The organism is Atopobium sp. oral taxon 199 str. F0494 (assembly GCF_000411555.1).
Classification (GTDB): Bacteria; Actinomycetota; Coriobacteriia; order Coriobacteriales; family Atopobiaceae; genus Lancefieldella.
Window position 1 is genome coordinate 924,128 of sequence record NZ_KE150486.1, and the last position, 14,630, is coordinate 938,757.

Consider the following 14,630-nt stretch of genomic DNA (forward strand, 5'->3'; position numbering starts at 1 on the left):
GGAGGGATCATGCCCGAAGCAATCCGTAAGGTTAATGTTATTGGTCACCTGAACCCCGATACAGACAGCATTTGCGCGGCCATTTCTTATGCGTATCTCAAGAATCAGATTGACAGTCCTATCTACGAAGCGCGCCGCGCGGGCACACTCAATCGCGAGACCGCCTTTGTCCTCAAGCATTTTGGCTTTGAGGAGCCGCAGCTGATTACGACAGTAACTCCGCAGATCAAAGATGCCGAGATCCAGGAGCAGCCCAAGGTGGATGGCAATATGAGTCTCTATAACGCATGGAACCTCATGCAAGATGTCAAGTTGGACACGCTTGTTGTCACCGATGATGCCAACCATCTTGAGGGTCTTATTGCTGTCAAAGACATCGCAAACGCCAATATGGGTCTCATGGAATCGAAGATGCTTTCCGAGACGCATACCAGCTACAAAAATATCATCTCTACCTTGAGCGGGTCTATGCTGGTAGGAGATCCTGACAACTATGTTTCACAAGGCAGCATCCGCATAGGCACCTGTGCGCTCAGCATGACGGAAATCGTCGGAAAAGGCGATATTGTTGTAGTCGCCGGAAATCACGAAAACCAACTTCTTGCAATCAAACAGGGCGCGTCCTGTCTGATTGTATCGTGCGATGGTAAGGTTGATAATGACGTCATTGCTGCAGCCCAGCAAGCGGGATGCGCCGTCATTACCACGCCGCGCGACACGTTTGAAGTCGCTCGGCTACTGACTATGGCCGTACCGGTAAAGTCCAAGATGCTCACTAATGACATCCTCAAGTTCAGTGTCAACACCTCTATCGATGACGCTCGCAAGGCAATGGCGAAGTCTCGCCACCGTTTCTTCCCCGTCTTGGATGAAAACGGCGCCTACGCTGGTCTTATCAGCTCACCGGGTCTTTTGAAAGTGCGCAAAAAGCACGTTATTCTGGTAGACCACAATGAGCGCACCCAGGCGGTCAACGGACTTGACCAGGCCGAAATCATGGAGATTGTTGACCACCACCGCATTGGTTCGGTTGAGACCACCAATCCCATCACATTCCGTAACGTCCCTGTGGGCTGCACCTGCACTATCCTCTATGGACTCTACCGTGAATACGGCGTTGAGATTCCCAAGAATATCGCCGGTCTCATGCTCTCAGCAATTCTTTCCGACACGCTGGCGTTCCGCTCGCCCACCTGCACGCCGATTGATGTCAACGCGGGCAAGGCGCTCGCTGACATCTGCGGTGAGGACATTGAGAGCTATTCCGAGAAGATGTTTGACGCGGGCGCAGATCTTACGGGTCGCACCGCGGAGGAAGTCTTCCACAGCGATTACAAGGTCTTCAGCCGCGGCAACGCCAAGTTTGGCGTTGGACAGGGCTCGTTCATGACCGAGAATAGCCGGAAAGCCGCAGAAGCGCTGGTTGGTCCCTTCCTCAAGACCGCTGCAGAAGCCGAAGAACTGCCCATGATTTTTTACATGTTCACCGATGTTAAAAGCCAGGTCACGGAGATGCTCTATTACGGCGCTGGCGCCGAAGAAGTGCTTGAACGCGCCTTTAACGTAACGCCCGATGGCGGCATTGCGGTTCTACCGGGCGTCGTCAGCCGCAAAAAGCAGGTCGTGCCTTCGCTCATGTCGGCGCTGCAGTTCATTTCCGACGAGGACTAGGGGCTTGTAATCGTGCAGACATCGAGTTTCTTTGCGATTATCTCTCGCATGCGCTACATCGAGCGATGGGCGCTCATGCGCAATTCTCGCCCCGAAAACCTCTCTGAGCATGCGCTTGACGTAGCTCTCATCGCCCACTGCCTTGCCACGCTGGGAAATGTCCGTTACGGCAGGCACTTGGATGCGGACCGCGCGGCACTTATCGGTCTCTACCATGACGCCTCCGAAATTATCACGGGCGATATGCCAACGCCAGTCAAGTATGCCAATGCGGAGATTCGTGACGCGTATCATCGCGTAGAAGATACCGCGCAAAAAACGCTTTTGAGTACGCTTCCCGACGATTTGCGCCCCGTGTATCAGAAGATCCTCAGCCAACAACAGCCCGCAGACGCCGATGAGGCCTACCTGCTAAAACTTATCAAGGCGGCGGACAAACTCTCTGCCCTCATCAAGTGCATCGATGAGGCACAGGCGGGCAACGCTGAATTCGCAACCGCCGAGGCTTCTACGCGCACCATCGTTGAGGACATGGCACGAGAGCTGCCTGAGGTGCAAGACTTCCTGACCGAATTCTTGCCGCCCTATGGCAACACCCTCGATCAGCTGCTCTAGGATTTCTATGCACGGACTACATGCTCGCCTGCCAAAAACCTTTGACCTTGAAGAGCGTCTTGAACGCTACGCCGACGTTATCGAGAAGAACCCTGAATCTCTGCGAGGTCATTGGGCCGAAGCGTGCGCGCCTGTAGGCGCGGCGCCCTTCTCCCGTGTCTGCATTGACTTAGGCTGTGGAAAAGGACTGTTTACCTGCGCCATGGCCAAGGCTCATCCCGACGCGCTCTTTGTCGCTATCGATACCGAACCCATATGTGTCGTATATGCCGCCGGCCACATAGACGAGACAGGACTTACAAATGCGGTGGTGGTCCCCGGAACCGGCATGAAGTTGGACGCCTATTTTGCACCCGCCGAAGTTGACGCCATCTACATCAACTTTCCCACGCCATTTCCGCGCAAACGTCAGGCGCATCTGCGTGTTACCAATTCCGAGCGCCTCATGCAGTATAGAAACGTACTGGTAAAAGGCGGCATCGTACGGCTTAAAACTGACAGTCAGCCGCTCTACGATTTCTCACTCGAACAGGTGGAAGCAGCGGGGTACAGGTTTTTGTGGCAAACGCGCGATGTCCAGGAAGCATTCCCCGACGATATCCCTTCAGAATACGAGAGGCGACTGGGCGCTCAGGGCGCTAAGGTGCTGGGATTTTGCATTACACCGGGAGAGGCCCCTGAGCATTTCTCGCCCACCGAACATGGCAGCCTTGTAGACTATCTGCCGGAAGATCTTGAATCGCTCTCATACCTGCCGCACGGCATGGAGAGCACCATCCAGAATATGATCAACCGCAAGCATAAAAAGGGTCATCATCACTGGCGAAACGTGCCGCAAGAGCCATAACTAGCAGTGCAACCGAATGTGCAACTAGTCGCACTTCGAGCGGCCACAAGCCGCGCGCCTACTGTGCCTCGCGCAACTTGCCTGATACGCCCCGATGCGCGGCCACTGGAACAGCTTATTTGATGCGAAGTGCCCTTGAAGCGTTGAGTACCGCGAGGATGAGCACGCCCGTATCGCCAAAAACCGCCAGCCACATCGGAGCCAAACCAAATGCCGCAAGCACGAGAATCGCCACTTTCACGCCAATGGCAAAGACGATGTTTTGGCGGGCAATGGCAAGTGTCTTTCGCGCAAGCCGAATAGCCGTCGCGACTTTTCCGAGCGAGTCGTCCATAAGCACGACATCAGCAGCCTCTATGGCGGCGTCGGACCCCAAGACACCCATGGCGACACCCACGTCGGCGCGAGCAAGTACGGGAGCGTCATTGATGCCGTCACCGACAAACGCCAGCGTGGAGCCGGCGGGCTTCTCGGCAAGAAGCGTCTCAACCGCAGCCACCTTATCCTGCGGCAAAAGCTCAGAGCGATACTCGTCAATACCAAGGCGCTGCGCCATATCAGCGGCAACTTCCTCTCTGTCGCCCGTCAGCATGACGACACGAGAAACGCCTGCCTGCTTGATAGTGGCAACAGAAGCCCGCGCGTCCTCTTTTTCTCGGTCGGAAATAACGATGTGACCCATATATTCACCATCGACCGCCACATGAATGACGGTGCCGATGTCGCGATGAGAGCATTCGTGCGTTACCGCGCCCACGTCCTGCATGAGTGCGCAGTTGCCCACCGCTACCGTTGTGTCGTTGACCTGCGCCGTCACTCCCCTGCCAGCAATTTCAGTGGCTTCAGAGACTTTGCAATCATCGTCTTCATTGGGATAGGCAGCGCGCAGAGCAGCGGCGATAGGATGCGTAGAATGTCGCTCAACATGGGCGGCCAGGTGCAAAAGAGCCGTCTCATCGATAGAATCCGGATGAACTGCCATGACCTTAAAGACACCTTCAGTAAGCGTGCCTGTTTTGTCAAACGTGACGGTCTTAAGCGCGGCAAGCGTGTCGATATAGTTGGAACCTTTGATGAGCACGCCCTGCTTGGAGGCTGCGCCGATGCCGCCAAAAAATGTCAGAGGAACAGACACCACCAGCGCGCAGGGGCACGAAACAATGAGAAATGTCAGCGCACGCACCAGCCATGTAGCAAAGTTATTGTAGAAATTACCAGTCACAAGCGGCGGAAGAAACGCCAGTGCAATGGCGGAAAATACTACGATAGGCGTGTATATACGAGCAAATTTTCTGATAAAGCTTTCACTTCTCGACTTGTTCTCGTTGGCGTTTTCAACAAGATTGATAATGCGCGTTGCCGTGGATTCACTCAGCAGATGCGTCACGCGAGCGCACACCACGCCGGATAGATTGACGCATCCAGAAATAACAGCGTCGCCAACGCCTGCGGTACGCGGGACGCTCTCCCCTGTCAGAGCAACAGTATCAAGGCTGGTTGATCCTTCAACAATTTCAGCATCAACCGGTACCCGGTCCCCCGCCTTGATGACGATAATCTCGTCCAGCTCGAGCTCCGCGGGATTAACTGTGAGCTCTTTGCCGTCTCGAATGACCGTTGCGGTATCAGGCCGAATATCCATCATCTTGGCAATGGATCGACGGCTGTTGTCTTCTGCCATGTCCTCAAACAGCTCTCCCACCTGGAAAAACAGCATGACAAAGACAGCCTCGGGAAACATCGGGGTACCATTGGGCACAAAGCCGATAACGAGCGCGCCGATGGTAGCAATGCTCATCAGCAGGTCTTCGCTGAAGGCGTCGCCTTCCGCAATGCTCTCAAACGCCTCAAGCACAACGTCATAACCGGCGACCAGATAGGCCGGCAGATAGATGAGAAGCTGCTGCCAAAGAGGCTGTGTATCCGTAGCGATAATGTGGGCGATAACCAGCATGATTGCCGATGCGATGATACGTCCAAGTTTGACTTTAGCTTCTCGTTCCATAACGCTTCCTTTCAAAACCATAAAGCAACAAGGGTTCCAAGAGTTTCTTTGCAACTTGAGTGTAGCACTTTTTCTGAACGTATGCACATATATTCATGTTTAATGAAAACTGTCTTCCCCTCCGCTTTGAATTTAAAACGTCTTAATAGACAGAGATTGTTTCTGTTAGCAGAGTACCCATACAGAACAGATTTACCAGGAGCACCTGAAGACAATAGAAGTGCATAATGGCTAACTTACAAGACTATATAGCAAAGCGCGGTATTACTAAAGATCAAATGGCTGCTGCTCGCCAACAGACTTTCTCTGTCATAGAAGCATTCAATCTTCGTGAAGCTCGAAAAGCAAGTGAGATGACCCAAGTGGAACTTGCTGAATCTATTGGAGTTTCTCAGAATCGTATTTCTCGTATGGAAAATGGCGATATGGGAGCAATGAGTATCGACTCTTTAAGAAAGTACATCGCTGCTCTTGGAGGAAGCCTCAAACTCATCGCCAGTCTTCCTACCGGCACTGTTGAAATCGCATAACGCCACGATACATGTATTCTCAGCTTATTCGAACGCCTTTTCCTAATAACCGGCTATTTGTCAATTCGTCCACAAAGGGTGGCTAAAACAAAATGGGTGCCGCTGGACAAACCGACGACACCCAAAGATAGCGTTTTATCTCTTATTACTTCTGGGACTGTTTAATCATCCAGATAGTCTTGGAGAGAGCGGCAATATGCTCATCCATTGCAGCAGAAACTAGATAGTTATCCTCTGCATCCGCATCTTTCTTAATCTCCGCGGCAAAGCTGCGAATCTTCTCATAATCGGCGAGAATGGCAGAGAAAATTTCAGCAGGATCCTTATAGCCATCTGCAGCTTCTTCAAGATGAGAATTCTTAATGTATTCCGCCATAGAGGCAAGCGGCGTACCATCATTCATAAGAATGAGCTCAGCTACCTCATCAATCTGATCATACATCGCGCCGTACACATCATCGAGAAGAGTGTGCACTTGGAAAAACGTCGGACCCTTCACATACCAATGGAAATTGTGAGTTTTATGCGCCTCCACCGCATAGTCGGACAAAAGCTGGTTGAGTTTCTCGTTAATCATAGCTACCCCTTTCAAAGGTTAGTCATTACTGCCACAAGATTTGGAACGATGAGCAAGGCAATCATTGCAGATACCGGTAAAGCAAAGCGCATATGAGTTGATCTTGCCGTATGAGTCTTTTGTAAGAGCTGTCAAGTCAGCAAGAACAGGGCCTTTGACATCCATGACTTTGCCGCATTTTTGGCACCGAAAGTGCGCGTGCTCGCACGTCATCGGATCAAAGCGAGAAACACTATCTCCGGTATTGACCACTTGCAACTCTCCAGCATCAACAAGCTGCATGAGATTGCGATACACCGTGCCAAGACTAATGTTTGGAAGCTCTTCTCGGACTGCGGCATATACGCTGTCAGCAGTCGGATGATCGTGACGACCTTCCACATATGACCGAATAGCCTCTCGCTGCCTGCTGTACCTCATGATTGTCTTTCTATACCTTTCCGGGCCACCTATGGCTCCCTGTGTATTTCGTCCCATCACTCACCTAAATAGTAATGATTACTATTTCTATTAGTATTAAATACCATTGTTGGAACAAGCGCAAGACTTTTTAAAGACCTTTTTGAAATTGTTCCATTGTTGAGAAGTACAAAAATCTGTACTCTGATGAATTTTCCTGAGACGAACGCTACCCTGTGTCCGAAGATGCTTCTTTTGCACCGCCCGAAGATTAAGAATTGGAATCGCTACTATCCGACTTAGATGATGGCTTGCCAAGCTTATCGAGGTGCCACGGGAACGACGCTTTTGGAGCATAGGAAATATCGCCAAAGTCATCTTCACGATGATTGAGATGTTGAAAGAGCAGTTCTGCATCCTTGAGCTTGACGTAGATAGTTGTTGGGTGCTGTGGATGCGCCTGAAGAGAAGCCTCTTCAACGTTTTCAAACTGATCTGATGCCGCAACAATCATGGGGTAAGTCAGACCATCATCAGAGGAGCTCTCTGCTTCAATTCTGCTTGGCAGGACTCGTCCGCTTGGATAGAAAAGGGCACAAAAGCCATTTTTATGCACCGAGAAGAAATAGCTCGTTCCGGTCTTCTTAATATTAGATTTGACGTCCTCTGTACTTAAATCAGGTTCATCCGAATTAATACGATGGAGACTTATGAGCTCCCATACGCCTGGTATTGTTGCAGCAAAGTTGACAACGTTACCGTCAATATAGGCAATTTGGGAGGTATCTTTGGGATTGTCGCTTAGTTTTTGATAACTTGAGATAGCAGATTTACCTTCAAACTTGAGTCGTTGTGCTTCTCGATCGTAACTCCACTCATCCGTTGTTCCATCTTCCTCATAGACACACGAAATGGCTGAATCACCTTTGGAAGTCCATGTACCATGATCTACTTTGCCGTCGAAATGATGCAGCTCATGGGTGCCATCGCTCTTAAAAATGTAGTGAGGAACGGTACCGTCATGGTATGCCTGGTTAAGCATACCTGCGTGATCGTAGGTTTTACCAGCTTTGTCTCCGGCTCCGATAGCAGTGTCAATTTGCCACACACCAACGATAATTTTGTTGATATCTCCATCCAGTGTTGGATTGTCCGGCTTCTCTACAAACGGCGTTGCATTCCAAGCAGCAAGGACTCTTTCTTGTTCACTCCCCTGATCTTGATTTTTGGTTTGAGAGCTCTCTTGATTCTCATCTGAAGCCGGCCCATTAAGAACCTGCATAATTGGACCATTACAACCGGTAAGAAAGCTCATAGTGGTTACTGCAGCTAATCCGGTAAAAGAGCGGCGGGTAAACAGTTTCTTACTCATAGGGTCTCCTATATTCGTGTTCGTATGAATACGTTGTATCTTCATGGCATTTTACTAGAAAACTCCGACATTCTACCAGCATGATTCGAGAAAATAGCAATCCAAAACTCATCCTTGGGAACAGCGTAAGTTCTCTGATCTGACCGACAGGGTTTCCATTCAGCCAAGCGATTCCAATTTGCCTCAAGTCGAATACGAGGACATCAATTCCGGCGAGGGTACGCTGAATAAAGATTTGCGCGACAAAAAAGGCGGCAAAACGGGAATTGAATTTTACGCCGGAGATGTTCTGTACGGGAAGCTTCGCCCTTATTTGATGAATTGGCTATACCCACAGTTCAATGGTGTAGCTGTAGGTGATTTTTGGGTTCTTAGGGCTACAGAGTGCGACGGTTCATTTTTGTATCGGCTGGTTCAAACGGACAGCTTTCAAAGGCTTGCAAATGTATCTTCGGGCTCTAAAATGCCCCGCGCAGACTGGAATCTGATTTCACAATCGCTCTTCGCCGTGCCCGCCAATCACGACGAGCAGAAAGCAATCGCGAAGAGCTTGGCCGAGCTTGACAACCTCATCACCCTTCATCAGTGTAATGCACAGCAATACCTTTATCTATACTGATATTGTTAAGTCTCCCTTCGAGAGCCGCCTAAATACAAGGGAGATGATCGCCAAATGTTAAGTGAACTATCAAAAGACGATGCCTTCAAAACGTATTACAAAGAATGGATCGCCGTTTACAAGGAAGGTGCTGTTAGACAGGTAACTATGAACAAGTACCTTCTCGCTCTAACATGGGTTGAGAGGCTCGCTCCAGATGTTACGTTAGGAAACATAGATCGAATTGCCTATCAGCATCTTTTGAATCAGTATGCAAAAAGCCATGAGCGCCAAACCACCATGGATTTTCATCATCTACTTAAGGGCGCGATACTTGATGCCGTTGACGAAGGGCTTATTTCAAGGGATCCCACAAGGAAAGCCATAGTCAAGGGAAAAGCTCCGAGGCCAAAAAAGAGCCGCTATCTCAACCAATTTGAATTGCACAAGCTGCTAACAAGTCTCGATTTAGGTAAAGATATCGGGTGGAATTGGCTCATCCTCTTGATTGCGAAAACCGGACTCAGATTCTCAGAAGCAATAGCTATCACTCCGGCCGATTTCGACTTCGGGCGCCAAACGCTTTCTGTAAATAAAACGTGGGACTACAAAAACGGTGGCGGGTTCGTTCCTACAAAAAACAAATCATCGACCCGTAAAGTCCAAATAGACTGGCAACTCATCGTGCAGTTTTCTGTGCTTGTTAAGGAACTTCCTGAAGATAAGCCACTCTTTGTCAAAGAAGGTCAACGTGTATACAACTCAACAGCAAATGACATACTCGCTAGATTGTGTAAGCAGGCTGGTGTTCCGGTTATATCCATACACGGCCTTCGGCACACACACGCCTCGTTGCTTCTATTTGCAGGAGTATCGATTGCAAGCGTTGCAAAACGTCTGGGACATGCAAGCATGAATACGACGGAGAAAACATATTTGCATATCATTCAGGAACTAGAGAACAAAGATGTTGATCTAGTAATGCGCTCGCTTACAAGCCTCGTTTAGGTTAATACAGCGTAAGTCATAATGACGGCTCTCGAAGATGAAGGGTGATGAGGTTGTCAAGATTCGATATAGAACGACCAATCATCCTTTGCTCATCACATATTACCGGCATTGAAACCTCAATGTCTGCAAGATCGTTTACGTTGATTGCCGGGTAACTTGTGCCGGTACACCTACCAAGTACTTCAGAAACAAAACTATCCTGCTGCATCAAACAGTAGAGAAATGTCGAATCCACGACAGGACGAATCTGAGCGTAACCCGTTGAGAAAACATAGTCGCTATCAGGCAATTTATATAGATAATTATTCTTTTGATACGGGCGGACTGTCTGGTAGAAGATGTCACCGTATTTTGCTAGTCGTTGTGCACGAGAAGGAGCTGTTGAACGGTTTTCTCTCCGGTGTCCAATCATCACGGTACCAACAACTGATTCAAGATCAACATACTCAAATGTATTTGGGATCTGCTCTTTCGGATTGAATTCACCAAGTTCTCCCAACTTACGCTGTTCCCAAGTCATATCCTTAAAAGCAATGTAATCCCACTATCTTTGTCAGCTCCTGGCCTTTGCTTATATTTCTCCCCTCAACACTTCGTCAACATCGAACGCACCTATAAGCACGTATCTACGCAGCAGAACATTAGCCAGACGCATTGTATCTTTGCTCTTAATCTCTGTACCCAACGCTTTAGACAACTCTTCCTTAGCAGAAACGCGATTAACTAGCTTCAGTATGGCATCATAGCGCCCATAAGCATCAAGCTCGACTTCGGTAGGATGCGATTGGCGTAACTTACGAACATCAGTGGGGTCAATCCCTAAGATACTCGCTACTTTAAGCAGTGTTTTTTCCTCCTTGGCGTTCTTAGCCTCGTTCAGGTAATCCCTAAAATGCCATCCTTCCCTTACTTTGAACTCGCCGGTTTGTATGTCTTGGATAAGGCGGTCGGCAAGCACCTGATCATCTTCCTTGAGGTAGGGAAACTGGGAATGGAGATCGTCCAAAGCTTTTTCCTGCGCCTCTGTCGAAGCATTTCCCCTTACCGCATCGATATAATCGTGGAACTTCTTATCGATGTAGTCGGCGTCTATCTTCTCGGTAGAAAGCGTCGTCACGTGTACGTCTATATCGTAAGGCACATAGCCACCCTCGTTTTTGCAGTTATGGTCAATCTCTATGTAGCGGTTAAGCAACTTGTTCAGCGTATCGCTTGTCAAATCACATGTCTCAGACATAATCTCCCCTGTTTCCCTATCAAGTTCAGTTACCTCTACCACACCCGTCTCAGGGTCAAGCGCAGTCATCTCTGAATCTTCAAATTTAAATCCCTGAGCTCTAGCTGCTATAAGGTTGCGGATAAGTTTATTCATAGCCCTAACGAATTTCGCCCGAATAACCTTGTCTTCGGGAAGTCTTGCAAAATCGCCATGCCCACAACTCTCAAACAGTGCCTTAATCTCCTCGTACGCAGCATTAACTTTAGCAATACGAACAGCAAGAGGAACTACTATTACGTCAACCTTCTCACCACCGGAATACTTCCTGATAGCAAACTCGATGTTACGTTTCATGGAATACGGCTTGCGGAAATAGCGAATGATACCAAAGGGTTTATCGTCATCGAGCAAACGGTTCGTACGACTAAATGCTTGGATGATAGCTTCATGCTTCAGGTATTTATCCAGATAGAGCGTACGTACCCAAGCAGAGTCATATCCCGTGAGAAGTTGGTTAACAACAATAACCAAATCAAGACATTCCTCACGCTTGAACTCAATATTCTTATAACTTCCCTTGTGAGCAAGACGGTTCATCACATCGACTTTGAAGTCAGCGTAGGTCCCGACATTGTACTGTTTGCTGTAGATCTTGTTGTAGGAGTTCAGGATATCGTTCAAACCATCAATCTTGCTAAGGCCATTCTCCTCATAGTCCTCACCTGGGTCGAAGATTGCCGTAACCTTGAGGGTTGGAATCAACTCACGCACTAAGTGGAAGTAAGCTACAGCCTCGGAGATAGATGAAGTGGCGAGAATGGCATGAAACTTAGAATCGCACGAAGTCTCGAGCCATGATTTCTTTATGTCTCCGACAACTCCGCGTCGGTACTCGTCGGTATCGAACTGCACTGGATGCACGTAGTCTTCGATACCATCCTCCTCAGGGTTACCTGTTTCCTCATCAAGGGGATAGCACATGGCAACATCGTGCATATACCGTTCATAAATCTTCCTCTTGCGCTTATCAATGAAGACTTCTGAGGTGTTTGTGGCTTTTGCCTTCTCAATAGCTACAGCCTCCCTAAGCGCCTCTTCGTCAAATGAGCCAAGCTGGCGTAGGTCGAACTCGAGAACGTTGCCATCGTGGATCCCGTTTGCAATAGTATATTGAGCAATACAGTCTCCAAATACATCCTTAGTTGTTAGCTCACACTTTGCATTAAAAGAACTAATGGGAGTTCCCGTGAACCCAAAGAAAATAGCGCAAGGCAAAGCCGCTTTCACCTGCGACATCATCTCGCCGAACTGCGAGCGATGACACTCATCAACAATAACTACTATGCGCTGCTTGGCCAGCTTCTCACGCTCGTAGTCGCTAGCACTCTTGGCAACGTTTGCGAGCTTATTGATTGTAGTGATAAAGAGCCTCTTGTTGTTCTTAACGTCGATAAGCTGAGCTTTGAGAGATTCCGAATTCGACGCCTCATTGATATCAACGATTCCACCGCTAAAACGCTCATACTCAAATCTGGTCTGCTCGTTTAAATCAAGTCGATCAACTACCAAAAGCGTACGGTCTGCAAGTCCCATGTTGACAAGATGCGTGCAGACCTTATAGCTCGTAAGGGTCTTCCCCGAGCCTGTGGTATGCCAGATATATCCTCCGAGCTGTTTCTCCGTATTCCAGCCAGCGCGTTCCCTCTCTGAAACACGTGCCTCAATTCTGTCTACAGCGTACATCTGGTAAGGACGCATCACAAGAAGATTGTGATTGGTGTGCTCGGCAATAGTGTAGAATGAGACCATTTTGTGCGCCATGGGTATGGAGAGTAGACGTGAGCCAACCCTCTCCCAATCGTTAATAGCAACGTTATGCTCATCAGCAAAGTTGAACATGAATCTAGTGTTCAATCCCTCGTGATCATGGACATAACGCTCACCTGGATTGGCAAAGTACTTTGTCTCCTCAGGTGTCATTGCAACAAAGAGCTGAACTGTCGAGAAGAAGCCTGTAAAAACCCCTTTATAGAGATAATTTCTAATTTGGTTGTAGGCTTGGGACAAAGGCGTATTCGAACGCTTCAGCTCGATATGAATGACAGGCAGACCATTGATCAGTAACGTAAGGTCACCTCGCTGGGAGGGATAGATGTCGCTGGCAGTTTTGAACCTTGGCTGGCGAGCAATCTGATAGCGGTTCTTGCCGCCACCGACAGCACGCTTATTGAAGATCTGAATGGTTATCTTCTGATCTAAGTGTTCTTGGTCGTCAGGATTATCACGGATAAGCGACAAGCTTTCACCTAAAAGCAGATTATTCGCTTTGAAAGGCGAATCACATTCCCTAATTTTACTCAAGAGCTGTTCGACCTCAGTATCAGTTAGAGGAAACCCATTGAGCCGATCACGTGTATTGTTTGTCTCATTGAGGAAGTTCGTCCAATTTTTAAGCAAATCAGTCTCACTGGGGTTGAATAGGATACCATCAACCCATCCCCTCTTTTCGACGAGCAGGTTACACAATGCCTCTTCAAAGTCTTTTTCGAGATTAAAAGCCATAGTATCGTCCTTACGTAAACATTTTTTCAAGAAGTGATTTCTTGATGCTCTTCAGCAGTGCCAACTTACGCTGATGAAGGGTGATGAGGTGATCGAGGTGAGCAAAATACTCTGCTATTTTGTCTTGCTCTTGCTTATCTTTTGAAACGAATATTTCTATCTGGCTCAAAGCAGGGTATTTCAAATTCCAGTTATCAGATGTTATCCCTTGTGAATTAACTTGAAAGGTGTGTATCGTTTCCGGTAACTTAAATTGATAAGCCAAGCACTTTGAATTGATACCTGAATTTGGCGAAAGTACCGTATATGCAGGGCTTACAATGCCTTCATATGGTGAATAACCGCTTGCACCTTGCCACATTCTCATTGAGTTATAAGCAATATCCCCAACACAAACTTTCTTATATTTTGACTTATCTTCATTTGAATTATCGTGTCTGCCAAGCTCGGAAAATTTCTTTACTCCATCGTTGATAGTAACCGAAATTAATTCGCCGTCAGGCATACTTTCGACACGCTCAGTAAAACAATCTCCAACCTTACGCTGTTCCCAAAGGGTCAGTAAAACCGGCGAATCGAACTTCTGGTTCGTTCTCTCCCTCTCGGGGAAACATCTTTTCAAGTAGAGACTTTTTCAAAGCAGAAAGCTTTTCATACTTACGCTGATGAAGGGTGATGAGGTTGTCGAGGTGAGAGAAGAATGAGCCGAGTTGAGCCTGTTCGTTTGTTTTTGGATAAGGAACCTCAAGTTCCAAAACCTTATTCTTCGAGATATTGAATCGCGATATTCCCTGGGCAAGCAAAGTCAAATCACTTCGTACGCCTGGGGACCTGAGCATATAGGCGAGGTATCGCGAATCAAAACTACCGTCTTGTCGGTAACCAAAGCAAAAGCTATTCAGGTAAACATTTGGCTGGTCAGAAAGCCAAATGGAAGACATGCCCACTTCCTCTGGCGTCTCGGAAGATACAGTAAACAACGCATCGCCATATCTAACTTCGTTTTGCTTAGGGTCTTCCTCGATGAATTCAAGCTGATTGCTATCGGTAATCGGGTTATCAAATACGTTTGTATACGGAATGAATTTGGCGGCACCATGGCCAAAGTCTTCCTTCGTCTTGCCAGATAACCCGCCATAAGCAAATCCACAGTCACCCAACTTACGCTGTTCCCAAGGGTCAGTAAAACCTTTGAAACGAATCTGTGGCACGTTCGTGCTCATG

General features: G+C 48.2%; 14 protein-coding genes. 6 read left to right on the forward strand and 8 right to left on the reverse strand.

Going from position 1 to position 14,630, the window contains the following annotated elements:
* Nucleotides 1-9: 9 nt before the first annotated feature.
* Genes HMPREF1527_RS04170 through HMPREF1527_RS04180 form a run of 3 tightly spaced genes read left to right on the forward strand, consistent with a single transcriptional unit; the run spans nucleotide 10 to nucleotide 3,133 of the window.
* Nucleotides 10-1,671 (forward strand): putative manganese-dependent inorganic diphosphatase, encoded by a 1,662-nt coding sequence (locus HMPREF1527_RS04170; RefSeq protein WP_016477455.1) that lies wholly within the window; start codon nucleotides 10-12, stop codon nucleotides 1,669-1,671.
* Nucleotides 1,672-1,683: 12 nt separating this feature from the next.
* Nucleotides 1,684-2,286, forward strand: coding sequence for a 5'-deoxynucleotidase (gene yfbR, locus HMPREF1527_RS04175; RefSeq protein WP_016477456.1), 603 nt, complete (start codon nucleotides 1,684-1,686; stop codon nucleotides 2,284-2,286).
* Nucleotides 2,287-2,293: 7 nt separating this feature from the next.
* Nucleotides 2,294-3,133 carry a tRNA (guanosine(46)-N(7))-methyltransferase TrmB gene (locus tag HMPREF1527_RS04180; protein WP_016477457.1) on the forward strand — a complete coding sequence of 280 codons (840 nt, stop codon included), beginning with the start codon at nucleotides 2,294-2,296 and terminating at the stop codon, nucleotides 3,131-3,133.
* Nucleotides 3,134-3,248: 115 nt separating this feature from the next.
* On the opposite strand, the gene HMPREF1527_RS04185 is transcribed toward HMPREF1527_RS04180, so the two are convergent.
* Entirely contained in the window at nucleotides 3,249-5,138 is a 1,890-nt protein-coding gene (locus HMPREF1527_RS04185) for a heavy metal translocating P-type ATPase (protein WP_016477458.1), read from the reverse strand.
* Between the two features lie 227 nt (nucleotides 5,139-5,365).
* Here HMPREF1527_RS04185 and HMPREF1527_RS04190 point away from each other — a divergent pair, with 227 nt between their 5' ends.
* Nucleotides 5,366-5,668 carry a helix-turn-helix transcriptional regulator gene (locus HMPREF1527_RS04190; RefSeq protein ID WP_016477459.1) on the forward strand — a complete coding sequence of 101 codons (303 nt, stop codon included), beginning with the start codon at nucleotides 5,366-5,368 and terminating at the stop codon, nucleotides 5,666-5,668.
* 145 nt (nucleotides 5,669-5,813) lie between these two features.
* Here the strand turns inward: HMPREF1527_RS04190 and HMPREF1527_RS04195 are convergent, their stop codons facing one another.
* The 3 genes from HMPREF1527_RS04195 to HMPREF1527_RS04205 form a co-directional block, all read right to left on the reverse strand.
* A complete protein-coding gene (locus tag HMPREF1527_RS04195) occupies nucleotides 5,814-6,245 on the reverse strand; it encodes a DNA starvation/stationary phase protection protein (RefSeq protein ID WP_016477460.1) in 432 nt (143 codons plus the stop codon).
* Nucleotides 6,246-6,263: 18 nt separating this feature from the next.
* Nucleotides 6,264-6,665 carry a transcriptional repressor gene (locus HMPREF1527_RS04200; RefSeq protein WP_035433684.1) on the reverse strand — a complete coding sequence of 134 codons (402 nt, stop codon included), beginning with the start codon at nucleotides 6,663-6,665 and terminating at the stop codon, nucleotides 6,264-6,266.
* A 250-nt stretch (nucleotides 6,666-6,915) separates the two neighbouring features.
* On the reverse strand, nucleotides 6,916-8,016 hold the full coding sequence (locus HMPREF1527_RS04205; RefSeq protein ID WP_016477462.1) for a hypothetical protein: 1,101 nt from the start codon (nucleotides 8,014-8,016) through the stop codon (nucleotides 6,916-6,918).
* A 178-nt stretch (nucleotides 8,017-8,194) separates the two neighbouring features.
* Here HMPREF1527_RS04205 and HMPREF1527_RS04210 point away from each other — a divergent pair, with 178 nt between their 5' ends.
* Nucleotides 8,195-8,635, forward strand: coding sequence for a type I restriction enzyme, S subunit (locus HMPREF1527_RS04210; protein WP_016477463.1), 441 nt, complete (start codon nucleotides 8,195-8,197; stop codon nucleotides 8,633-8,635).
* A gap of 54 nt (nucleotides 8,636-8,689) precedes the next feature.
* Nucleotides 8,690-9,622, forward strand: coding sequence for a site-specific integrase (locus HMPREF1527_RS04215; protein ID WP_016477464.1), 933 nt, complete (start codon nucleotides 8,690-8,692; stop codon nucleotides 9,620-9,622).
* 16 nt (nucleotides 9,623-9,638) lie between these two features.
* Here the strand turns inward: HMPREF1527_RS04215 and HMPREF1527_RS04220 are convergent, their stop codons facing one another.
* Genes HMPREF1527_RS04220 through HMPREF1527_RS04235 form a run of 4 tightly spaced genes read right to left on the reverse strand, consistent with a single transcriptional unit; the run spans nucleotide 9,639 to nucleotide 14,629 of the window.
* Nucleotides 9,639-10,145: a restriction endonuclease subunit S gene (locus HMPREF1527_RS04220; protein WP_016477465.1), complete on the reverse strand. Its 507-nt coding sequence runs from the start codon at nucleotides 10,143-10,145 to the stop codon at nucleotides 9,639-9,641.
* A 51-nt stretch (nucleotides 10,146-10,196) separates the two neighbouring features.
* Nucleotides 10,197-13,406, reverse strand: a complete 3,210-nt coding sequence (locus HMPREF1527_RS04225; RefSeq protein ID WP_016477466.1) for an HsdR family type I site-specific deoxyribonuclease — start codon at nucleotides 13,404-13,406, stop codon at nucleotides 10,197-10,199.
* Between the two features lie 10 nt (nucleotides 13,407-13,416).
* On the reverse strand, nucleotides 13,417-13,911 hold the full coding sequence (locus HMPREF1527_RS04230) for a restriction endonuclease subunit S (protein WP_016477467.1): 495 nt from the start codon (nucleotides 13,909-13,911) through the stop codon (nucleotides 13,417-13,419).
* Between the two features lie 34 nt (nucleotides 13,912-13,945).
* Nucleotides 13,946-14,629 carry a restriction endonuclease subunit S gene (locus HMPREF1527_RS04235; protein ID WP_051113091.1) on the reverse strand — a complete coding sequence of 228 codons (684 nt, stop codon included), beginning with the start codon at nucleotides 14,627-14,629 and terminating at the stop codon, nucleotides 13,946-13,948.
* Between the last annotated feature and the right edge of the window lies 1 nt (nucleotide 14,630).